Origin of the sequence: Bifidobacterium sp., from assembly GCF_022640935.1 — a bacterium.
Lineage (GTDB): Bacteria > Actinomycetota > Actinomycetes > Actinomycetales > Bifidobacteriaceae > Bifidobacterium.
Genome location: NZ_JALCCV010000001.1, coordinates 121,290 through 143,886, shown reverse-complemented (window position 1 = coordinate 143,886; position 22,597 = coordinate 121,290). Strand labels below are relative to the sequence as shown.

The window sequence follows — 22,597 nt, the reverse complement described above, 5'->3', positions numbered from 1 at the left end:
AGTCTGCTCAGGAAACGTTCAGGCCGCGTGCCGCGCAGTCGGATGCATCAGATATTTGGTATCGCCGCGCGGTGCAGGATCAGCTGCCGGTCAGAGGCACCTTGCGCGTTCCGGCCGTTGACGATACCGCCGAGACAGGTGAGGTCGCGAAGAATGCGTCTAGCGGTGACAACGATGCTGGTGACGCCAGCGACTCCAGCAACGTCGGCGAGAACAGCGAGACGTTCGGTGGCTCTGGCGATGCGACCGGCGCCGCAAGTTCGTCCCAAGGAACAGTGAGCAGGCCTCTTGGTAAGGTGAACAGCATGCCTACTGATCTGCTTGGTCGTCGATATGAGACCTTTCCCGCGCCGCAGCCCCTGCACCAGCATGGTCCGGCGCGTGTCCTTGCCATGTGCAATCAGAAGGGCGGCGTAGGCAAAACCACCAGTTCCATCAATATCGGTGGGGCGCTGAGTCAGTACGGCAGACGTGTGCTGATCGTCGACTTCGACCCGCAGGGTGCGGCCACCGTGGGCCTAGGCATCAATGCGAACACCGTCGACAACACGATTTACACTGCGCTGTTCGACGCGTCGATAGACCCGCATGAAATCGTGCAGCACACCGATTTCGAAAACCTCGACATCATGCCAGCCAATATCGATCTGTCGGCCGCCGAGGTGCAGCTGGTCACCGAGGTCGGGCGCGAGCAGATTCTGGCCGGCGTGCTGCGTCAGATCCGCGACGAATACGATGCCATCATCATCGATTGCCAGCCTTCGCTTGGCCTGCTGACGGTCAATGCGCTGACCGCCGCCGATGGCGTGATCATTCCCGTGGCCGCTGAGTTCTTTGCGCTGCGCGGGGTGGCGCTGCTCATGCAGTCGATCGATAAAGTGCGTTCGCGCATCAATCCCAGCCTCGAGGTCTACGGCGTGCTGATGACGATGTACACCCGCACCCTCCACTGCGAAGAGGTACTCCAGCGCATCTACGAAGCCTTCCAGGAGAAGGTCTTCCACTCGGTGATATCGCGCTCCATCAAGTTGCCCGACGCGAATGTCGCCGCTGCCCCGATCACGATCTACGCGCCCGGGCACAAGACGGCGAAGGAATATCGCGAGGTTGCGCGCGAACTCATTGCCCGCGGCATTGTAGCGTAGGGCGATGATGCTGGGCGCCGAGGGGACGCCGGTTCCCGGTTTCCATGTGGATGTCGAGGGCTATGCCGGGCCTTTCGACGTCCTGCTGGACATGATTGCGAACAGGCGGCTTGAATTGACCGAGCTTTCGCTGTCAGCCATCACTGAGGAATTTTTGGCGTATGTACGGCGGCTAGGCCAAGCATCGGCGCAGCAGTGTGTGCAGACAGCGGTATCCGCGCTATCAGGGTCCGCGGCGCAGCCGGAGCCAACGGTTCGGTCGACAGCGTTCGCGCAGCCAATGTCTTTTGCCCAGCATATGGATGAGGCCAGTGCCTTCCTCGATGTCGCCTCGATCCTGGTCGAGGCGAAGAGCGCAGCGCTTTTGCCGGGTGATGACCAGGGCGAGCGTGACGAGCAGAGCATTGAGGCGCTGCGCGAACGTGATCTGCTCTTCGCACGGTTGGTGCAGTATCGCGCTTTCAAACGGGCCGCGAACGACTTCCGCGTACGGTTCGCTGCGAATTCCGGGCGATTCCCGCATCCCGCGCTGATGGATGACGCGGTGTCGGCCATGCTCCCCGAACTCATCTGGACGCTGGAACCCAATGATTTGGCAGCGCTGGCGGCTCAAGTTTTCGCCAATGCGCCTGCCGACGAGGTGTCGCTGCACCAATTGCATGTGCCTATGGTCGATCTGAAGGCACAGTCGGCGCTTGTGCGCGAACGGCTGCGGTCGTTGGGCCGCGAGGGTGCCATGACTTTTGCCGAGCTGAGCGCCGATGCGGCGTCGCGCATCGAGGCCATCGCACGATTTTTGGCTATTCTCGCATTCTTCAAGCAAGGCGCGCTGCAATTCAAGCAGTCCGGCCCGTTCGAGACCTTGTACATCCGTTGGGCGACGGATGCCGACGAACATGCCGATCTGACGATCAGCGAAGGGGATTTCGCATGAGCGACGATACGCAGGTTGATGTGCAATCAGCGCAGGAAACGCACACTGAACCGGGCCAGGCCGCCGGTGCTTCGCAAGGGCGCAGCACTCCGCCCGCGCGTCCTGAATATGTCGATTTCGATGTCGAGGATTTCCCGGGTGGCTTGCGCGGATGTCTCGAGGCGATCCTCATGGTCGCTGACCAGCCGCAGCAATCCGCCGATCTGGCGAGAGTGCTCGCTGTCGATGAAACTCAGGTCGACGAGGCGATGGAGGCGCTTCGCGCTGATTACGACGGTCGGCGAGGTGCGGCGGGTCGAGACGAGGCTGCCGACGATGTCGCTGCCGCTAATCCTGCCGATCGCGTTGAAACCAGCAGCTCTGACGACTCCGGCAATGCTATAGATATCAGCAATCCGACAGGCATGCTGCGTGGCTTCGAGCTGCGGCATACCGCGCGCGGCTGGCAGTTCGCCAATCGCGCGGAATATGAACCAGTCGTCGCCGCGTTCGTGACGGATGGCCAGACCGCACGTCTCTCGCAGGCGGCGCTTGAGGCGCTGGCAATCATCGCCTATCGCCAGCCGGTGACCCGCGCTCAGGTTGCAGCCATTCGCGGGGTGAACTCGGAGGGGGTGATCCGCTCGCTCATCGTGCGCGGGCTGATCCGCGAGGAGGGCGTCGACCCGGAATCCCGTGCCGCGCTGCTGATCACTTCCGGCCTGTTTCTGGAGCATATGGGTCTGGACTCGCTTGATCAGCTGCCGTCGTTGGCACCGTTCTTGCCGTCCATTAGTGAAATGGAACACGACGAAGTGGGGCATGGCGCAATGAACGAGGGCGAGGCGGAGGAGACCGCGGCGGAGCGGGGCAATGGAGAGCGGAGCGCCTCCTGACCCACGTTCTTGGCGGATATCCGAAAAGTGCGCGTCGGGAAACGCAACAGGCGCTTTTGCGCAGCATATTGACGCCGCCTGTGCACCGGCGATCTTGCACGACTCCAGCTCCCGCGTGTCATACGTCGATCTGATTTATAGTCATAATGACTATAAATAATGGATCGAGTGCGAAAGGCGGCAGGGCATGGGATCGGGCAATGTGACCGAGCGGCGCCGGCAGCAGCCGCTGATTGGCGTATCCACAGTTATTCTGGCGTTGGGACGAGGCGGCAAACCGGGTCTTTGGCTGCCGCTGGTCCGCCGGGTGCGCCAGCCTTTTCTCGGTGACTGGGCGCTGCCTGGCGGGAGCGTGCAGGCGAATCGTTCGTTGGAGGAATCAGCGTACGAGGCGCTCTCGTCCACGACCGATCTGCGCCCCAGCTACCTCGAACAGCTCTACACTTTCGGCGATTCTCAGCGCTCGCATGAAGGGCTGCCGATGGTTTCCGTCGTCTATTGGGCCTTGGCCGGCACGGTCGAGACCCAGAACCTGCGCGAGGCGAATAATGTCGCATGGTTCGCGGAAGGCGACTTGCCAACACTCGCCTTCGATCATCGCCGCATCATCGCATATGCGCTGGAACGGCTGCGTTCGAAAATCGACTATCCCGACATCGTTACCAAGCTGGTCGGCCCGGTCTTCACGTTGGCCCAGCTACACGAGGTCTATGAGGCGGTGTCGGGCAACTCGATCGACCTCGCTAATTTCCGCAGGCGTATGCTCGCCTCGGAGCGGATTGAAGCCACAGCCGAAAAGGTGCGGTATGGGCGTCAGCGTCCTGCGACCTTGTACCGCTATGCGGACGTGCAGACAAACGGCGACGGGCATGGTTCGGGTGCCGTCGGCGGCGACGAGGAATCGGGCCGGGGGAGCCGGGAGGCATGGCAGCGTCCCATGGCGTTCGGCGTTATGCCGCGCAGGGCGAACAGCGTGACGGAATCCGATCTCGAAGAGGTGCTTTCGGCGGTGTCTCCGCAGTTGAGGCTGCACCCGTGAGACGCGCCACTGATTACAGCCACATTACCAAGGAGCTCTCATGACATCCAGATCCTACCCAACCGCCGGGCCTGCTCCGGTGCAACCGGACAATGCCGCCCAAATCGCTGGGCGATCTCTGACGCGCAACGAACGATTGGATCGACTCCCGTTCAATGCGGCGCACCGCAAGCTGCTGGTCGCTTCGGGCATCGGCTGGGCTTTCGATGCGATGGACGTCGGCCTCGTCTCCTTCGTCGTCACTGCAATCGCCGCTGATCCTCATTTCATGCTGAACAATGCCGAACGCTCCTGGGTGCTCTCCATCGGCTTCGTTGGCATGGCAATCGGCGCGGCCCTCGGCGGCTTCATCGCCGATCGCGTCGGGCGTAAAACCGTGTTCGCCGCCACGCTGGTCATCTTCGGTCTGGCCAATGGCGCCATGGCTTTCGCTTGGAGCCTCGCGGCGCTGCTGGTCACACGCTTCGTCATCGGTCTGGGCTTGGGATCCGAGTTGCCGGTTGCTTCGACGCTCGTCAGCGAGTTCGCGCCGACCAAACACCGCGGACGCATGACCGTGCTCCTCGAGTCCTTCTGGGCCGTGGGCTGGATCGTTGCCGCCGCGATAGGGTTCTTCGTGATTCCCAGCACTGGCGACTGGGGATGGCGCTGGGCGCTGCTCATCGGCGCGCTGCCTCTGCTGTATGCGATTGTGGCCCGTATTCACATTCCCGAATCCGTGCGCTTCCTCGAAGCCCATGGCCGTGACGCCGAGGCCGAGCGTGCAGTGCGGTATTTCGAAGCCGCCGGATCCGTGGATCCCGTGGAATCGCCCACTGGCGTCCCGCTGCCCAAAATGCCCACGCGTGCGCTGTTTGGGAAGCGCTATCGCGGACGCACGGTTGCAATAGCGCTCACTTGGTTCTTCGTGAATTTCTCATATTATGGAGCTTTCACATGGATGCCGTCTATGCTTGCCGACCAATTCGGCTCATTGACGAAATCATTCGGCTATGCATTGGCCATATCCGTGGCTCAGCTTCCCGGGTACTTCCTCGCCGCATGGCTCGTCGAGGTGTGGGGCAGGCGCGCAACGCTGAGCATTTTTCTCGCCGTGTCCGCGGTCGCCGCGTTTCTTTTCGCCCAGGCCGATTCGCCGGCCCTGGTGATCGGCTTCGGCATGCTGCTGTCCGCGGCGAATCTCGGCGCATGGGGCGTGCTGTATGCCGTGACTCCGGAAATTTACCCGACTCGGCTGCGTGCTGCGGGATCCGGCGCCGCGGCCGCGGTTGGGCGCATAGCGGCCATCGTCGCGCCCTTGCTCGTGCCATGGTTCCTGACCATCGCCGGCGGTGGCAAAATGATCGCGTTCATCGTGTTCGGCGCGGTATTCGCATTCGCCTGCCTCTCGGCGCTCGCCCTGCCCGAGCGTGCAGGGAAGGAATTGGAGAATTAGCGGTCCCGGGTGCGATCCGATACAGCATAATCCGATATCGCAGATGCCCATAGCCGACGCAACCCGGGCCAAAGCGGCTTTTCGCGCCAGCTGTCGCGCCGCCTCGCTACCATAGGGAAGGTTTGCGGTTAAATATAGCGTGTAAATACAGGTGGAAACTCATTCGATGTTGGGCCGGTATGCAACGGCAAGTGAAACGCAACAACATCCAAGGCATTATAGAGAGGTTGTTTCATGGCGGTACGTGGTGATATTCGGAATGTGGCGATCGTGGCGCACGTCGATCATGGCAAGACGACGCTCGTCAACTCGATGCTGCAGCAGTCGCATGTGTTTTCGGAGCGCGAAGAGGTCCCTGACCGTGTGATGGATTCGAATGATCTGGAGCGCGAGAAGGGCATCACCATCCTCGCCAAGAACACGGCCGTGCAGTACACCGGCCCGCTGGCCGAGAAGTACGGCCACCCCGAAGGCATCACGATCAACGTTATCGACACCCCCGGGCACGCTGATTTCGGCGGCGAGGTCGAGCGCGGCATTTCCATGGTCGACGGCGTGGTGCTGCTCGTCGATGCGTCGGAAGGTCCGTTGCCGCAGACTCGTTTCGTCTTGCGCAAGGCGTTGGAAGCCAAGCTGCCTGTCATCCTGTGCGTCAACAAGGTTGATCGTCCCGATGCCCGCATCGAAGAGGTCGTAAGCGAATCCACCGACCTGCTGCTTGGGCTTGCTCAGGATGTGACCGAGGAAGGCGTCGATCTCGATCTCGACTCGCTGCTCGACCTGCCAGTGATCTATTGCGCCGCCAAGGCCGGATACGCCTCGACCAATGTGCCGGAAAACGGCGGGCTTCCCGACAACGACGACCTGGAGCCGTTGTTCGAATCGATCATTGCCAACATCCCCGCTCCCGAATACGAGGAAGGCGCGCCGCTGCAGGCGCATGTCACCAACATCGACGCCTCAGATTATCTGGGCCGTCTGGGCTTGGTCCGCATCTACAACGGCACGCTGATCAAAGGCAAGCAATATGGGCTTTCGCGCGTGGACGGCTCCATTGAGAACTTCAAGCTCACCGAAATCCTGCGCACGCAGGGCCTGGACCGCACGCCGGTCGATGAAGCCGGCCCCGGCGACATCGTCGCCGTCGCAGGCGTGAACGATATCATGATCGGTGAGACCATCGTCGATCCCAATGATCCCAAGCCGCTGCCGCTGATCCATGTTGACGAGCCCGCGATCTCCATGACCTTCGCGATCAACGATTCCCCGTTGGCTGGCACCGAAGGCAAGGATCACAAGCTCACCGCCCGCATGATCAAGGACCGGCTCGACCACGAGCTCATCGGCAACGTGTCGATTCACGTGCTGCCGACCGACCGCCCCGACGCATGGGAGGTGCAGGGCCGCGGCGAACTTGCGCTGGCGATCCTCGCCGAGCAGATGCGCCGCGAAGGCTATGAGCTGACCGTCGGCCGCCCGCAGGTGGTCACCAAGATCATCGACGGCAAAATCAACGAGCCGATGGAGAACGACACCATCGACGTGCCCGAAGAATACATGGGCACCATCACCCAGCTCATGGCCGACCGCAAGGGCCGCATGGACTCGATGAGCAACCATGGCTCCGGCTGGGTTCGCCTGCAGTTCACAGTTCCTTCGCGCGGCCTGATCGGCTTCCGCACTGCGCTGCTGTCCGCCACGCGCGGCACCGGAATTTCCAGCTCCATCTCCGCAGGATACGCCCGTTGGGCGGGCACCATCGTGACTCGCCAGAACGGCTCCATGGTCTCCGATCGCGCGGGTGTCGCCACGCCATATGCCATGCAGCGTCTGCAGGCGCGCGGCAACTTCTTCGTCGAGCCGCAGAGCCCGGTCTACGAAGGCCAGGTCGTCGGCGTGAACAACAAGCCCGACGAGCTCGATGTGAATGTGACGCTGGCCAAGCACATGACCAATATGCGTTCCGCGACCGCCGATGTGCTCGAAACCCTGACGCCGCCGATCCAGATGAGCCTCGAAGAGGCGCTCGACTTCGCGAACGAGGACGAATGCGTCGAGGTCACGCCCGAGGCCATCCGTGTGCGCAAGGTGATTCTGGACCGCGACGACTGGTACAAATGGCATGCCAAGCAACGCCGCCGCGACGGCAGCAAGTAATAGGCTGCGTTTCGCGCCTGCTGTGACCATATGACTGGTTTGCGCCTCGGGAGATGTTCCTAACGGGAATGTCTTCCGAGGCGTTTCCGCATATCGCGCGTTTTACCTCAGCCGAATTGGGCAACGGCTGGGGCATACTGGGAGGCATGACCCAGAGCAGCAGTACGGATGATGATCGCGATGTGAACCATGTGCAAGCCAGGTATCTGCCGTGGTCGCATCAGTTCAATGCGCCGATTCGCGCGCTGATTTGCGTGCTTGCCGGAGCAGGAGTCGGAGTGATCGGCACGTTCGCGCACCGCATGGGCGCCGCGCGCAATATTCCGTATGGCCTCGTGCTGGCGCTGGCGATCGTCGGCATATCGACATGGTGCGCCCGCTCGCGTTCGGGTGTCACCGGACTTGCCTTGCATCTGATCTCCTCGTCGGCTGTGGCATGGCTTATCGCGATGGGATATCCCAACGGGGATGCGCTTACCCCGATCGGTTTCGGCAGCACTGTGCCGTATTTCAGCCAGCATGTGGGATATCTCTGGCTTTTTGGCATGATTCTCGTACAGGTTGCATTGCTGCCCTTGCCTGCACGGCAGTTCCACATGCCGGAACGGCGCGTGAATTACGATTTCACGGAAGACAAAGATGACGCAAACGACGGTTCAACTATCGTTGCCGAGCCTTTAGTTGCAACTGGCACAACGGCTGCCGGCCAGCCCGACGACGATCACGGCATATCGCGTGATTGCGTTGCAGCGAATGCTGACGTCGTGAATCATGCCGGAGTCGGCAATGGCGAATCACGCGATTGCGCGGCAGCACATGGTGCATTCGACGACGAGAACGGGCTGCAATGACAGCGCGCACACTGTATTACCTGGGGCCGCAGGGCACGTTCACTCATCAGGCCGCCGTCGATGCCGGACATATGCTGAGGCCGTATGCACCCCAGGGCTTCGCACTTGCGGCGGCCGAGGAGGCATCCGAGATCATCCGGATGGTGCAAAACGGCCGAGGATGGGGCGTGATCGCTTGGGAGAATAATGTAGAAGGCTACGTGGTCCCCAATCTTGACGCGCTGATCGATGCGAACGGTGTGGCCGGTTTCGCGCGCATCGGCGTCGGCATCAGCTTCGATGCCTTCACTTGCAGGGCCAGCCTGTCGGGAGCATCCGCCGCAGCTGTCGCCAACGCCATGTGGGGCGATGCGCCGCAGACCCGGCGCAATACAGCTTTTGTGCACGGCGCCAAGGGCGACGGCAAAACAGTTGCCGACAGCATCGCCGATATCCCGGCTCATGTCGAAGTCAGCGCTCATCCGCACGGACTGGCGCAATGTCGACGTTTCATAGCGCAGCACCAGTTGCAGCCGGTGCCAGCGACATCCAACGCCGCCGCATGCCGTGATTTGCAGCCGGGGCGGATCGCGCTAGGGCCGGCAATGTGCGGGCCTTTGTATGGTCTGAGCACGCTCGCAACCCAGGTACAGGATTACCAAGGCGCGCGCACGGAGTTCCTTGTGCTTGGGGCCCGCGATGATGTCCCTGACCTGCTTGCAGAGGCCAGAACGCAGGGTGTGACCGAGTTCGAAAGCATTATCGCGTTCATTCCGCTGAGCACAGGGCCGGGGGTGCTGGCGAATCTGCTCGACGTGCTGCGTGACGCAGGACTGAATATGAGCAGTTTCATCTCCCGGCCCATCAAAGGGCACGACGGCACCTACAGCTTCATCGCCACCATCGATGCCGCGCCCTGGCAGGAACCGTTGCGCAAAGCGTTGATTCAAGTGGTCGAGCATGGTGATTGGGCCAAGACGCTGGCCGTCTACCCGCGCCGCGAACGCCCCAATCCGCCGGTGGACGCGTGGATGCTGCCGACCGGGGGAATGCGCGGAGTCACGGTTGCGGCGCAGGATGATGACATGCCCGATGTTGAAACGCAGGGCGGGGAATTGCACATCGACCAATCGCAAAACGGTGCAATCACCATGCATCGTGACACAATGCGAGCCGAAACCGCTGAAACCACCGAATCGGGCGAGACGGCGCATAGCGTGCCCCCGCGAACCCTCGCCGCGGTTTGCGCGAAGGGTTGGCAGCGCAACGTTGCCGCAAGGAGGGAATTGTTGTGGTGACATCGATTGGTATCGTCGGGCTAGGGCTGATCGGGGGTTCGCTCGCGCGTCGCGCCGTCGCCCGCGGATACGAGGTGCTGGCATGGAACCATACTCCCAGACCATACGAGGAGGCCCGCCGCGACGGCATCCAGTGCATGAAGACCTTGGAGGATTTGGCGCAGGCCAAGCCGGAGCTGCTCATACTGTGCAACCCGCTCAAGGCCATGCCTGATGTCCTTACCCGTCTCGCCCCGGCCATTGATCCTGCGGCGAGCACGCTGAGCGATGTAGGCAGCGTCAAGGGCATGGTGCGAGAACAGGTCGAGCGGGCCGGCTTGGAAGGCTGCTATGTTGGCGCGCATCCGATGGCCGGCAACGAGCGTTCCGGATTCGAAGCCTCAGATCCGGCGCTGTACGATGGCGCGCTGTGGGCGGTCACAGTCGACGCGGATACCCAATACCAACGGTTCTTCGGCGTAGCCCGATTCATTGCCAATGGGCTGGGCAATGAGCTCATCGTGCTCGACGACGTGACGCACGACCGTGCCGCCGCGCTGATCTCCCATATGCCGCACGCCGTCGCCACATCGATGATCAATGAGCTGTGCGCCAGTCCTGAGCGCAACATCGCCGCCGCGCTCGCCGCCGGCAGCTGGCGCGACATGACCCGGGTGGCGCTGACCGATCCGAACCGCACCCGCGCGATGATCGACGAGGACCGCACGAATGTCGAAATCCTGCTGCGCCATCTGGCCGCGCGGCTGCTGGAATTCGCCGACGGCCTGCACCGTGGCGACGAGACGGCAATCGCCGCCTATTTCGCCGAAGGCCAGACCTTCCGCGATTTCAAGGCACATGCTGCCATGGCACGGGCAGCGCAGTGTTCGCAGGGCGGTTCTGCGGCGTTGCATAAGGCCACGCTTGATATCGACCCTGCCCATTGGCAGCGCAAGCTTCTGGAGTCGGCGAGGCGGGGGGAACGAATCACGCGCCTCCTCGATAATTATCGCGTCGTGATTCGCCACCAACCGAATATGGACTAGTGCATCATTTCTGCCAGTTGACCGAGATAATCGGCACAAATGATGCGCCGCTTGGCGAATACTGCATCATTGGCGCCATCTGCCACGAGTAATTGTCACTAATGCATACGGCTCGGCATGTCACGGCCTGGCTGCCTGCCGCTTGCGCCGCTCTGCAACCGGCTTGATCGTTACGATCGCATCGGCATCGAGGCTGACGTCCTGCTCCGGCCGCGATCCGTTGGCCGCTGCGTCACGGGCCAGATCGAGGCGCTTTCCGTCCCACGAACGCACATGGCCGATGAAATCACGAAACTTCATGCGGCCGTCCTGGCTGTCCACGCCGTCGAGAACGCGCACGACTATGCGAGCTCCAGCAGGTATGCGCTGCGGTATCGGCATATATGCCCTTTCGCTATGAGGCTTGCGTGTGAAGCTGCGGCGCCAGACGTGGGATGGCAACAATCTTGACACCAAGCCTAGTCGGCCACGACACAGGATGGCGGGTGCGGGCATTCTGCGCACCTGCCCAACAGCTAGAAACACCCTACATCAAGGGCAGGGAAATGGAAATACGCCCAATCAAAGTCGATATGCTTGGCTAATTACTGATGTCCGAGCCAATCGGCTGCGTTCGCTGCGGTATGCCGCGTTAAGCGGGATACGGGATAACGCGGCATAATAGGGTGGCAGAGCAATATGGCATGGGCAGGCATAGATTTTGGATTCGGGTGTGGCGATGAACATAGGCGATAACACAGCCGGCGGCCCGCGTGATGCGGTGAGTCGGTATCTGGCGTATATGCGCGCCAACCGCGGCGTGAGCGCGAATACCGTGAAGGCGTATGCTTCGGATATCGCGCAGTGCCTGCATGCGCTGGCTTTGCGTGGCGTAGATGATCTGCGAGAGGTGACTCTCGAAGACCTGCGCTCGTGGCTGGTGCTCGAATCGCGCTCGCATGCACGTTCCAGCATGGCGCGCAAGACCGTTGCGGTGCGGGGTTTTTTCGCTTGGGCGCATGAGCATGATGTGATCGCGACCGACCCGGCGGCGGCGCTGATGACGCCGAAGATACCGGAAACGCTGCCCGCCGTGCTCAGCGAATCGCAGGCCGAAACGTTAATGGAGAGCGCTGAGGCCGTGACGAATCTGCCGCGCGATCGCCCGGGCCAACGCAATCGGGCCAGTCGGCGCGATACGCTTGGCCGACGAGACCGGCCGGACCGGACAAATAATCCGGCCCAACCAGGCCAGCCAATACAACCGCAATCAGCCGATGCCCACGATGCCGAGCGGCGTGAGGCCGAACGCTGGCGTGCCGGCGAGCTGCGCGATGCGGCGATCATTGAGGTGCTGTATGCCACGGGCATCCGCGTGGCGGAACTCGTCGGATTGGATATACGCGATGTAGAGTTCGCGAACCGCACAATGAAGGTCACTGGCAAGGGAAGCAAACAACGGGTCGTGCCTTTCGGTACGCCAGCGGCCGGCGCTCTGGAAGCTTGGCTGCGCACAGGCAGGCCGGTGCTGGCTGGCAGACGATCCGGTCATGCGCTGTTCCTTGGCATGCATTCGGGCAGACTTGACCAGCGGATCGCGAGGGAGATCGTGCATGAGGAGTCCCGCCGGGCCGGAGTGCCGGACATCAGTCCGCATGCCCTGCGACACAGCGCTGCCACGCATATGCTCGACGGGGGAGCGGACTTGCGTGAGGTGCAGGAGATGCTGGGCCATTCTTCGCTCAAAACCACTCAGCGCTATACTCATGTCTCCATTGAACAGCTCAAGGCGCGCTACCGCCAGGCGTTTCCCCGCGCATGACAGCATTGAGCGGCCGCGCGTTTCACGCAGAGCATTATGCGAGTATTAGGCAAAAGTTAACCTGCTCGTAATATTCAAATCTGGATTTCGGGCTTGACGAATGCCTTTCGCTACTCCGTTATGGTGAGGGTCAACGAGCGAAATACCGGGGATATTGTGCGATTCCACTGAGAATTCTCAGTGATGCCGAATTCGGTGGCAGTACGACTGATTGGAAAACGCGCGTACCGCTGGCTTTGCATACGTCGTTGCAATTTCCGCTATGTCGCACAATAATAGGACGCAATCAGCAAAGGGGTTGGTGCCTAGTCGCTCCAACCCCTTTTGCGTGAGGCGGCAGGTGGGTTGTGAGTCTTGCCGCACCTTTAAGGAACAAGGAGAAATCGTATGAAGAAGAAAGTCTTTGCCTTCGCGGCCGCGGCATGCTCGCTGGCCGTGCTGCTTAGCGGTTGCGGCGGTGGTTCCGGCGATACCGCCTCGGCCAGCGCAAGCAACGGCCCGGTGGTCATCAAGGCGTGGAACAGCGAGCCGCAGAATCCGCTGATTCCTGGAGACACCAATGAGACAGGCGGCGGCAAGGTCGTCGATCTGCTGTTCTCGCGCCTCGTGTCCTTCGACGCCAAGGGCGATGCCACCAACGAAGTCGCCGATTCGATCACGCCGAACAGCAACGCGACCCAATACACGATCAAGCTCAAGGATGGTTGGAAGTTCACGGACGGCACCCCGGTGACCGCCGAGTCCTTCACCAAGGCATGGAGCTACACCGCCAACGCGAAGAACGCGCAGCTGTGTTCTTCTTTCTTCTCGACCATCAAGGGCTATGACGATCTGCAAAAGAAGGGCCTCAAGGGCGACGAGCAGCTTTCGGGTCTCAAGGTCGTCGATGATCACACCTTCACCGTCGATATGACCCAGCCCGACGCGACCTTCCCGATCAAGGTCGGCTACAGCGGCTTTGCTCCGCTTCCGGAATCCTTCTACAAGGATCCGAAGGCATTTGGCGAGAAGCCTGTCGGCAACGGCCCGTACAAGTTCAAGGCCTGGGACCACAACAAGGTCGTCTCCATCGTCAAGAACCCTGATTACAAGGGCAACGTGCAGGCGAAGAACGCCGGCATCGACTTCGTAATCTATACCAGCGGCGATTCGGCTTATGCCGACATCCAGGCCGGAAACCTCGACGTGATGGATTCCGTCCCGCCGGCAGACACCAAGACCTTCCAGACCGATGATTCCCTGCAGGCGTACAACAAGGCCGGCTCGGTTATCCAGACTTTCACCATCCCATCCGACCTGCCGCATTTCCAAACCGGCACCAAAGAAGGCACCCTGCGTCGTCAGGCCATCTCCATGGCCATCGACCGCAAGACGATCATCAGTAAGGTCCTCAACGGCATCGGCACTCCGGCCGTTGATTTCACCTCTCCGCTGACCCCGGGCTTCTCCGATTCCCTCAAGGGCAGCGAGAACTTGAGCTTCGACAAGGCCAAGGCCAAGCAGCTGTGGGCTGAGGCCGACGCCATCTCGAAGTATGATGGCCAGCTCACCTTCTCCTACAACGCTGACGGCACCGGCAAGCCTGTCTATGACGCCATCGTGAACCAGCTGAAGAACAACCTCGGCATCAATGCGTCGACGAACCCGGTCCCGACCTTCCAGGACTTCCGCGACGCCATCGGCAAGCGCAGCATCAAGGGTGCGTTCCGCACCGGCTGGCAGCCGGATTACCCGTCGCCGGAGAACTACCTCTACCAGATCTTTGATTCCGCAGCTGGTCATGGCAATGGTTCGAATGATGGCGATTACAGCAACCCTGCGTTCGATGCGTTGCTGTCCAAGGCATATGCCGCTACGACCACTGATGAAGCCAACACGATCTACCAGCAGGCTCAGGAGATTCTGCTCAACGATCTGCCGGCCATCCCGCTGTACTACAGCAACGCTTCCGGCGTGGCTGCCAAGGGTGTAAAGGGCTTCGAAATGAACTGGCAGAACGTGCCGATCTACTCGGAGCTGACCAAGTAGGCAGAGGCGGCCGGCGACAATGCGTAGGTGACGCTGGCACAGTGCAAATCGTGTAGACATGCCAATCGTGCAAACAGTCCATGCGATGGCATGGATGGCCGCGTGATGCGAGGGTCATCGTCACACGCAGCCGCCGCAGACAGATCGTCCTGTGATATTCAAGAATATGAATGATTTCGGGGAGGGGATGGGCTGGGCAATGCCTGTCCCTTCCCCGATTCGTATGTAATTGTGTAATCGTGTAATCGTATGATGTATTGCAGTTATGTGCGGAAGTCGAAACAGTCGGTAACCGATAGTACGTTACGCTGGCACGTAACCGCATCGACGGGTTGCGTGTTTCGAACTTCATGGTTCGCGCTGTGTATGTGCTGCAAGGCTGTATATAGAAGGTCCGTCAAGGTCCGTCAAGAGGAATAGGAGCAACCGATGGGCAAGTATCTTCTGCGCCGTATCCTACAGATGATCCCCGTGGTTCTCGGAACGACGCTGCTGGTCTATGCGCTTGTCTTCGCCCTGCCGGGAGACCCGGTCCAGGCGATGTTCGGCGACAAGCCAGTCAATCCAGCCGTCGCAGCCCAGATCCGCGCAGAATACAATCTCGACAAACCATTTTTCATTCAATACCTGCTCTTCCTGAAGAACGCATTGACGCTTGATTTCGGGCAGACCTTCGCCGGCCAGCCGGTGATTTCGGAAATCGCGCGGGCGTTCCCCGTCACCATCAAGCTCGCCATCATGGCATTCTGCTTCGAGGCGGTTTTCGGCGTCATCTTCGGCGTCATCTCGGGCTTGAAAAAGGGCAAGTGGTACGATTCCGTCATCCTCGTCCTCTCCTTGCTGCTGATTTCGGTGCCCACCTTCGTCACCGGTTTCCTCATGCAATACTTCTTCGGCGTCAAATGGCGCATCTTTCCGGTGACTGCAGGCAGCGACCCCGGCTTCCTCGATCTGCTGATGCCCGCCATGGTGCTCGGCTCCGTGTCGATGGCGTACATCATCCGCCTGACGCGTGCCGAAGTCTCCTCGAACCTGTCCGAAGATTACGTGCGTACCGCGCGCGCCAAAGGCATGGCGAACCAGTCCGTGCTGCTGCGCCACGTCTACCGCAATTCGCTGATTCCCGTGGTGACGTATCTCGGCCAGGATCTCGGCGCGCTGATGGGCGGCGCGATGATTTCCGAGACGATCTTCAACATCCACGGCGTCGGGTACCTGACCTACCAGAGCATTTTGAAAGGCGAAGGCAACCTTGTCGTCTCGATCGTCACCGTGCTCGTGCTTATCTTCGTCATCGCCAATCTGCTCGTCGACCTGCTGTATGCGGCGCTCGATCCGCGCATTCGCTACGCGTGAACGCAAGGAGGAAACCCATCATGTCTGATAACACTTCATTTGCCGCATCAGCTGCTCCAGCGGCGCCGGACTTCGCCCGCGCAGATACGCTCCCCGGCCAGGAACGCTATGTCGCGCCCATCGACGAGACGCCGCTGCAGGACGTCGATTCGGTCGACGAATCCTCTCCCGCCACCAGCCTGTGGCAGGATGCGTGGCGTACCTTGCGCACCAATCCGCTGTTCATCGTTTCCGGGCTGCTGATTCTCTTCATTGTTTTCGTGGCGCTGTTCCCAGGCGTGTTCACGCATCAGGACCCGAACTACTGCGATCTTGAGCATTCGCTCGATCCTTCGTCGCGCGCCCACCTCTTCGGCTTCGATGTGCAAGGCTGCGACGTGTTCACCCGCACCGTATACGGCACGCGCACCTCGCTGAGCGTCGGCATCCTCGCCACGTTGCTCGTCGTGCTGCTCGGCTCGGTGATCGGCGCGTTGGGCGGCTTCTTCGGCGGGTGGATTGACGCGATTCTGAGCCGGCTGACTGACATCTTCCTGGCGCTGCCGATCCTGCTCGGCGCCATCGTCGTGCTGCAGATGTTCACCACATCCGATTCCATCTGGAAGATCGTGCTCGTGATGACGCTGTTCGGCTGGGTATCGACCGCCCGCATCGCGCGAGGCGCGGTGATGGAGGCGAAGAATCTTGAGTTCAACACCGCTTCCACGGCGCTGGGTTCCACGCCAATGCGTAATCTGATCAACCACATCATCCCCAACGCATTAGCGCCGATCATCGTGATCGGCACTACGTCGCTCGGCTCCTATATCGTGCTCGAGGCCACGTTGAGCTTCCTAGGCGTCGGCCTGCCTACGACGACCGTGAGCTGGGGCGGCGACATCGCCAATGCGCAGACCATTCTGCGCACCAACCCTTCGGTATTGTTTTATCCATCGGCCGCGCTGGCTATCACCGTGCTGGCTTTCATCATGATGGGAGACGCCGTCAAGGACGCGCTGGATCCCAAGAGCCGTACGGCGTGAGCACGAGGAGCGTAAGGATCAAATGATGAGCGCAACAACCGCAACAACAACGAACAGCGAAGGCAAACTCGAGGCGCTGCAGCGCGAACAGGGCCCGCTACTCGAGGTGAAGAACCTCAAAATCGATTTCACCACCGACAGGAAACGCGCGGTGCACGCCGTGCGCGACGCCTCCTTCAGCGTCTATCCTGGCCAATGGGTCGCGATCGTGGGCGAGTCCGGCTCGGGCAAATCCACTTCCGCGATGGCGGTACTCGGGCTGCTGCCGGGTACAGGCCATGTGGTCGACGGTTCGATAAGGTTCGAAGGCCAAGAGCTGACCTCCTTCAGGCGCAAAGATTTCGAGAAACTGCGTGGCGAGAAGCTCGGACTCGTGCCGCAGGACCCGATGAGCAATCTGAACCCGGTGTGGCGCATAGGCAGCCAGGTCAAGGAATCCCTCAAAGCCAACCGCATGGACATTTCGCATGAGAAACGTTCCAAGTTGGCCAAAGAGCTCGCGGGCGACGATGTGACCATCAAGACCAACGACGACGAGACATTCGTCGGTTCTTCCGAATTGCCGCAGCTGTTTGAGGCCGCGGCCGCCGCGCTGACCGCTGCTGGCGTCGAGGGTGAACAGGCCGAGGCGTCCATGGCGTATTTCCGCCAAGAGTGGGTTCCGGGTTCCGAAACACGTTGGCGTATAGCCGACGATCTCATCAAGAACGGCGTGCCCGACGACGCCTCCTGAACCATCGCCAAAAGCTACGTCACTGGCTCCTCGATGGGCGACCGTATCGCCGGCCTGCTCGACGAGGCCGGGTTGCCGCAGGCTTCGGTGCGTGCACGCCAGTTCCCGCATGAGTTCTCCGGCGGCATGCGTCAGCGTGCGCTCATCGCCATCGGCCTGGCTTGTCGCCCTGATCTGCTGATCGCCGATGAACCGACTTCGGCGCTCGACGTCACCGTGCAGAAAAAGATCCTCGACCATCTGCACACCCTTACTGATGAATTGGGAACGGCCGTGCTGTTCATCACGCACGACTTGGGACTTGCCGCCGAACGCGCCCAGCACATCGTCGTGATGTACAAAGGACGCGTCGTCGAATCCGGGCCGTCGCTCGACGTGCTCCAGCACCCGCAGCATCCGTACACCAAGCGCCTAGTCGCTGCGGCGCCTTCGCTCGCCTCGCAGCGCATCATTTCCGCGCATGAGCGCGGGGAGAACACCGAAGGCCTGCTGGAACATCAGGCCAAGGGCGAGAGCGTGCTGGAGCGCAGCGAGCACATCATCACCGTCGAGCACCTGACCAAGGAGTTTAAACTCCCGCGCAACAAGGAGATGTTCAAGGCGGTCGACGACGTGTCGTTCTCCGTCAAGCGCGGCACGACACTGGCCATCGTGGGCGAGTCCGGTTCGGGCAAATCCACTGTGGCCAACATGGTGCTCAAGTTGCTGGAGCCGACCGACGGCACCGTCACCTACGAGGGCAAAGACATCTCTGGGTTTAGAGGCAAGGAACTCTTGGATTTCCGGCGCCATGTGCAGCCGGTCTTCCAGAACCCCTATGGCTCGCTCGACCCGACGTACTCGATCTTTCGTTCGATCGAAGAGCCGCTGCGCATCCATCATATCGGCGAGCGCAAAAGCCGCGAGAGCCGCGTGCGCGAGCTGCTGGACATGGTCAAGATGCCGGCCTCCGTGATGCAGCGCTACCCGAGTGAGCTTTCCGGCGGCCAGCGCCAGCGTATCGCCATCGCGCGCGCCATGGCCCTGAACCCGGACGTCATCATCTGCGATGAGGCCGTCTCTGCTTTGGATGTGCTCGTGCAGAACCAAGTGCTCGAGCTGCTCAACGACCTGCAGGCCGAACGATCCTTAAGCTACCTGTTCATCACCCACGACCTGGCCGTCGTGCGTCAGATCGCCGACGAGGTCGTCGTTATGCAACACGGCAGGCTTGTCGAACACGCCACCACCGACGAGGTCTTCAACCACCCCCAGCGGCAGTACACCCGCGACTTGCTCGACGCCATCCCCGGCGGCAACCTGACTCTCGGTTTGGACTGAGCGTATTCGGTTCCGGTTCGCGGCGCGTCGGCGGAGCACCGCGGGCTGGTGGCTCGAATCGATTCGCTCTGAGTGGTTTCGCCTGTCCCTGCGCCGCATGCGCCCGGCCGGTCATTTCGCACGACCGGGCGCTGTGCGTTTTCGGGTTTTGAATGTAATGCTTGGGATTCTATATTTTGTGCCTGATGCTTTGGATTCACCCCTGTCGTTCGTTGTGTTGCCGTTGTGTGGCGTATTCGCTTGTCGGGTGCGGTAGTTCCCCGTCGTGTGATGTATTGATCTACCGCGTGATGTTTTCAGAAAATAAGCACCATTGAAAAACGCCATTCCGGTTCCGGCGAAAACGCCACGCAACGAAAAACACGTCACGCAACGGGGAAAACCGCATTCAACGGCCCGAAACGGCGACATAGAAAATAGATCCGGCCGCTGTGGCATGCGCGCGCTCATGGTGTAGGGTCGGGGGTTATGACCATCACTATTGCCACTTCGAATGTCAACGGCCTGCGCGCCGCGAACCGCAAGGGCGTCTCCGATTGGGTGAGCGCCATGACCCCCGACGTGTGGTGCATGCAGGAGGTGCGTGCTCCGCAGACCGAAATCGAGCCGATCTTCGATGATTTCGCCGGGCGTTATGCCCAAGAGAACAAGGTGGCTTCCCCGGACGCGCTGGTGCGTATGAACGAGGTATGCAAGATCAAGGGGCGCGCCGGAGTGGGACTGCTTTCCGATCTGCCGGTGGTCGCGCAGCGCTACGGGCTGCCGGGGCTCGAAGAAGACGTGGACACCGGGCGGTGGATCGAAGCCGACGTCGCGACGCCGCAAGGCTACGAGATCACGGTGGCGAGCGTCTACGTGCATTCAGGCGATGCGGATGATCCGCTGAAAATGGCCCAGAAGTTCCGTTTCCTCGACCAGATGCTCGTACGGATGGGCGAGCTGCGCGACGAAGCGGCCCGTGGCGGCAGGCAGACCGTGCTATGCGGCGATTTCAACATCGCACACACGCCGCTCGACATCAAGAACGCCAAGGCCAATCTCAAACATGCGGGCTTCATGCCGTCCGAACGCGTCTATATCGATAAATGGCTTGACGAATACGATTTCGTCGATGTCATGCGCACTCTGGCCGGTGACATCCAAGGTCCCTATACGTGGTGGAGCCAGCGTGGCCGCGCCTTCGACAACAATGTGGGCTGGAGGATCGACTATCAGTTCGCCACGCCGGAGCTGGCCGAATCTGCGCGTGGATTCGTCATCGACAAAGCGCCAAGCTATGCGGCTCGCTGGTCCGACCATGCGCCGCTGATCGTCACCTACGACGTGTGAGTCCAACATGTGAACGCCCGGGCTGGCACTCGATGCAAGGCATCTTGCATAAGGCGCTCGACCGGTGCTGGGCGCCGGATACTTGGCGGAGCGCCGATAGCCGGTATGAGGTACCAGCAGAAGGGTTTGCGGGTAATAACCCTGCGCAGGCACCCAACACGTGCAATAAACCTTGCGTAGCGAGCGTTGCCTGACGGGCTCTGGCCCGTGGACGCTGGTTGATGACGGCGGCGCTGAATGATAAATGCCGGGTGCTAGGCTTAACTCGATTGCAACCGTAAGAAACGAGGAATCATGGGATTGTTTGGCTTCGGCAGGAAGAGGCATGATCCGCAGGCCGGCGACGAGAGGGCTCAGAATGCGGCGAAGGACGCCGACGATGAGTCTCGCGACGCCGGCATTGACGATGCGGCGACGTCGAATCGATCTGCGGACGAGCCCGTCGGTGAATCTACTAGTGAAGCCATCGACGAACCCTCGTTCCCCGAGGAGCCGAGCACCGATTACGAAGGCCGCGGCGAAGAATACGGGCCTTGGGATGTCAATGAGGAAGAGGCACCCGATTACGACGATTACCTTGATCTCGGGGCATTCTATCTGCCATTCCTGCAGGGCATCGAGCTGCGCATCAAGGCGAGCCGCAGCAGCCAACAGGTGCTTGGCTGCACGATCACCTATGGTTCATCCAGTTTGGAGATCGAGGCGTTTGCAGCGCCCAAGACGCTGGGGCTGTGGGACGATGTGCGTGGCGATCTGCTCGATTCGAACGCAAAGGCCTCCGAGCGCCCGGGCGTGTTCGGCATGGAGCTCGCGCTGCCGGTATCGGTCAAAGGTGGCAAAAGCGTGACCACGCGCATCGTCGGCGTCGACGGTCCGCGCTGGATGTTGCGCGGCATCTTCTCGGGCAAGGCCGCCACGCATCTTGACGACGCCGAAACCAAGGCTTTGGATGGGTTCTTCGCCGATATCGTGGTCGAACGCGGCGAGGAGCCGCTCGCGCCGCGCGACCTGATCCCGATGCATCCGCCTGTCGCACCAGCCGAGCGCAAGGCAGCCAAGGCCAAAACGGACGCCGATACCGAGGCTGGCGACAATTCGATTCCGACGCGCCCCAAGGGCCCCTTCGATTCAGACCAGCAGACCGAAGTGAAGACCACGCTCGCCCGTGGGCCGATGTTCTCCGAAGTCCGATGATCCTGGCAGAGGCGGCAAATTCGGCGTGTTCAGCGGACATAATCAATTCAGCGGATGATACGGACTCAGCCGGAATGACAAGATCGGCGACTCTGCCCAGCCCGGGTGAATCCAGCGGCACAGACGAAGGGCGCGCATGCCAGTGAGCGAACATGAGCGCTATGGCAAACGCACCGGTTTGGCCGCGCTGGCGAAATCCGAGGGCGACGACGACTTTTCCGTCATCGATGCGATAGGCGGCCCGCGCGGCGTTATCGAGTCGATGTTGCCCGGTGTTGTCTTCATCGTGCTGTTCGTGATTACCAAGGACGTGCGCCTGACCGTCATCGTTTCCGCCGCGCTCGCCCTTGTCCAGGTGTTCGTGCGTCTGGTCCAGCGCCAATCGGCGTTGGGCGCGCTCAGCGGCGTCGCCGCAGTCGGCATCTGCCTGATTTGGGCGTGGCGCAGCAATGAGGCGCGGGACTATTATCTGTTCGGTTTCCTGACGAATGCTGTTTCCATTGTGCTGCTTGCCGTTTCATTGGCGGTTCGGATACCGGGACTCGGTCTGGTGCTCGAATTCATCAGATCGTTGCCCACTGGGCATTTTCGTGCTTGGTTGCACGGCTGGCGTTCCGATCGCGAGCTGACGCGTGCCTATGCGATCATCAGCGCCCTGTGGATCGGCGTTTTCGCGTTGCGGCTGCTCATACAGGTGCCGCTGTACGTCACGAACCATGTGACTTGGCTCGGCACGGCACGCCTGCTTATGGGCATACCGTTCTGGGCGCTGGCCATCTGGGTGTCATACCTGATCGTTGCCACCCCTGTGCGCCGTCATATTGCCGTCGAGCGTGCGCTGGGCACAGCTGAGAATGCACAAACCGAGGCAGATGCTCATAACGACGTGGCGTAGGCACTGTTCGCGTGGCCTCACAGCCGTGGCCACCAAGGTGCCCTCGACCGATCTGCCGGTCGTCATGTGCGCGCGGCGCAGACGACGACGCCGATGGACGCGATAGGCACCAGCGCATGCAGAACGGTATGCCATGCGTCGGGAACATGGAGCACTGAAGCCGAGAGACAGCGCACGATGT

14 protein-coding genes and 4 pseudogenes are annotated in these 22,597 nt (G+C 61.0%); 17 read left to right on the top strand and 1 reads right to left on the bottom strand.

From position 1 onward, the window contains the following. The first annotated feature begins 305 nt into the window (after positions 1-305). The 9 genes and pseudogenes from LKG04_RS00575 to LKG04_RS00535 all read left to right on the top strand — a co-directional run bounded on the left by LKG04_RS00575 (position 306) and on the right by LKG04_RS00535 (position 10,738). A complete protein-coding gene (locus LKG04_RS00575) occupies positions 306-1,145 on the top strand; it encodes a ParA family protein (protein WP_291760863.1) in 840 nt (279 codons plus the stop codon). Between the two features lie 4 nt (positions 1,146-1,149). Further along, positions 1,150-2,079, top strand: a complete 930-nt coding sequence (locus LKG04_RS00570; protein ID WP_291760732.1) for a segregation and condensation protein A — start codon at positions 1,150-1,152, stop codon at positions 2,077-2,079. After that, on the top strand, positions 2,076-2,954 hold the full coding sequence (gene scpB / locus LKG04_RS00565; protein ID WP_291760730.1) for an SMC-Scp complex subunit ScpB: 879 nt from the start codon (positions 2,076-2,078) through the stop codon (positions 2,952-2,954). Before LKG04_RS00570 ends, scpB begins: the two co-directional genes overlap by 4 nt. A gap of 187 nt (positions 2,955-3,141) precedes the next feature. Beyond that, positions 3,142-3,795, top strand: a pseudogene (locus LKG04_RS00560) (NUDIX hydrolase); the annotation flags it as partial. 238 nt (positions 3,796-4,033) lie between these two features. After that, positions 4,034-5,428: an MFS transporter gene (locus LKG04_RS00555; RefSeq protein WP_291760728.1), complete on the top strand. Its 1,395-nt coding sequence runs from the start codon at positions 4,034-4,036 to the stop codon at positions 5,426-5,428. Positions 5,429-5,662: 234 nt separating this feature from the next. Then, the gene (gene typA / locus LKG04_RS00550; protein WP_291760726.1) at positions 5,663-7,585 is read left to right on the top strand and encodes a translational GTPase TypA; all 1,923 of its coding nucleotides are present in this window, start codon (positions 5,663-5,665) and stop codon (positions 7,583-7,585) included. 146 nt (positions 7,586-7,731) lie between these two features. Continuing rightward, a pseudogene (locus LKG04_RS00545) lies at positions 7,732-8,187 on the top strand (alcohol dehydrogenase); the annotation flags it as partial. Positions 8,188-8,432: 245 nt separating this feature from the next. Continuing rightward, a pseudogene (locus tag LKG04_RS00540) lies at positions 8,433-9,467 on the top strand (prephenate dehydratase); the annotation flags it as partial. Between the two features lie 239 nt (positions 9,468-9,706). Further along, entirely contained in the window at positions 9,707-10,738 is a 1,032-nt protein-coding gene (locus LKG04_RS00535) for a prephenate dehydrogenase (RefSeq protein WP_291760711.1), read from the top strand. Between the two features lie 120 nt (positions 10,739-10,858). Here LKG04_RS00535 and LKG04_RS00530 read toward each other — a convergent pair whose 3' ends face one another. Continuing rightward, complete coding sequence (locus tag LKG04_RS00530) at positions 10,859-11,119, bottom strand: DUF6725 family protein (protein ID WP_291760710.1); 261 nt, start codon at positions 11,117-11,119, stop codon at positions 10,859-10,861. A 337-nt stretch (positions 11,120-11,456) separates the two neighbouring features. On the opposite strand from LKG04_RS00530, the gene LKG04_RS00525 reads away from it, so the two are divergent. The 8 genes and pseudogenes from LKG04_RS00525 to LKG04_RS00490 all read left to right on the top strand — a co-directional run bounded on the left by LKG04_RS00525 (position 11,457) and on the right by LKG04_RS00490 (position 22,416). Further along, positions 11,457-12,539 (top strand): tyrosine recombinase XerC, encoded by a 1,083-nt coding sequence (locus LKG04_RS00525; protein WP_291760709.1) that lies wholly within the window; start codon positions 11,457-11,459, stop codon positions 12,537-12,539. A 387-nt stretch (positions 12,540-12,926) separates the two neighbouring features. Then, positions 12,927-14,567 (top strand): peptide ABC transporter substrate-binding protein, encoded by a 1,641-nt coding sequence (locus LKG04_RS00520; RefSeq protein WP_291760708.1) that lies wholly within the window; start codon positions 12,927-12,929, stop codon positions 14,565-14,567. A gap of 429 nt (positions 14,568-14,996) precedes the next feature. Then, on the top strand, positions 14,997-15,923 hold the full coding sequence (locus tag LKG04_RS00515) for an ABC transporter permease (RefSeq protein WP_291760706.1): 927 nt from the start codon (positions 14,997-14,999) through the stop codon (positions 15,921-15,923). A 20-nt stretch (positions 15,924-15,943) separates the two neighbouring features. Further along, entirely contained in the window at positions 15,944-16,945 is a 1,002-nt protein-coding gene (locus tag LKG04_RS00510) for an ABC transporter permease (RefSeq protein WP_291760703.1), read from the top strand. A 25-nt stretch (positions 16,946-16,970) separates the two neighbouring features. Continuing rightward, a pseudogene (locus tag LKG04_RS00505) lies at positions 16,971-18,998 on the top strand (dipeptide ABC transporter ATP-binding protein). Between the two features lie 468 nt (positions 18,999-19,466). After that, positions 19,467-20,327 (top strand): exodeoxyribonuclease III, encoded by an 861-nt coding sequence (locus LKG04_RS00500; protein ID WP_291760700.1) that lies wholly within the window; start codon positions 19,467-19,469, stop codon positions 20,325-20,327. A 294-nt stretch (positions 20,328-20,621) separates the two neighbouring features. Then, entirely contained in the window at positions 20,622-21,521 is a 900-nt protein-coding gene (locus LKG04_RS00495; RefSeq protein ID WP_291760697.1) for a DUF3710 domain-containing protein, read from the top strand. Positions 21,522-21,657: 136 nt separating this feature from the next. Next, a complete protein-coding gene (locus tag LKG04_RS00490; RefSeq protein WP_291760695.1) occupies positions 21,658-22,416 on the top strand; it encodes a DUF3159 domain-containing protein in 759 nt (252 codons plus the stop codon). Positions 22,417-22,597: the final 181 nt, after the last annotated feature.

Excerpts from the sequence above, each read along its gene's own strand:
- LKG04_RS00530 (WP_291760710.1), bottom strand. The coding sequence starts at position 11,119 with ATGCCGATACCGCAGCGCATACCTGCTGGAGCTCGCATAGTCGTGCGC.
- typA (WP_291760726.1), top strand. The coding sequence starts at position 5,663 with ATGGCGGTACGTGGTGATATTCGGAATGTGGCGATCGTGGCGCACGTC.
- LKG04_RS00510 (WP_291760703.1), top strand. The coding sequence starts at position 15,944 with ATGTCTGATAACACTTCATTTGCCGCATCAGCTGCTCCAGCGGCGCCG.
- LKG04_RS00525 (WP_291760709.1), top strand. The coding sequence starts at position 11,457 with ATGAACATAGGCGATAACACAGCCGGCGGCCCGCGTGATGCGGTGAGT.
- LKG04_RS00555 (WP_291760728.1), top strand. The coding sequence starts at position 4,034 with ATGACATCCAGATCCTACCCAACCGCCGGGCCTGCTCCGGTGCAACCG.
- LKG04_RS00570 (WP_291760732.1), top strand. The coding sequence starts at position 1,150 with ATGATGCTGGGCGCCGAGGGGACGCCGGTTCCCGGTTTCCATGTGGAT.
- LKG04_RS00520 (WP_291760708.1), top strand. The coding sequence starts at position 12,927 with ATGAAGAAGAAAGTCTTTGCCTTCGCGGCCGCGGCATGCTCGCTGGCC.
- LKG04_RS00515 (WP_291760706.1), top strand. The coding sequence starts at position 14,997 with ATGGGCAAGTATCTTCTGCGCCGTATCCTACAGATGATCCCCGTGGTT.
- LKG04_RS00495 (WP_291760697.1), top strand. The coding sequence starts at position 20,622 with ATGGGATTGTTTGGCTTCGGCAGGAAGAGGCATGATCCGCAGGCCGGC.
- LKG04_RS00575 (WP_291760863.1), top strand. The coding sequence starts at position 306 with ATGCCTACTGATCTGCTTGGTCGTCGATATGAGACCTTTCCCGCGCCG.
- scpB (WP_291760730.1), top strand. The coding sequence starts at position 2,076 with ATGAGCGACGATACGCAGGTTGATGTGCAATCAGCGCAGGAAACGCAC.
- LKG04_RS00490 (WP_291760695.1), top strand. The coding sequence starts at position 21,658 with ATGCCAGTGAGCGAACATGAGCGCTATGGCAAACGCACCGGTTTGGCC.
- LKG04_RS00500 (WP_291760700.1), top strand. The coding sequence starts at position 19,467 with ATGACCATCACTATTGCCACTTCGAATGTCAACGGCCTGCGCGCCGCG.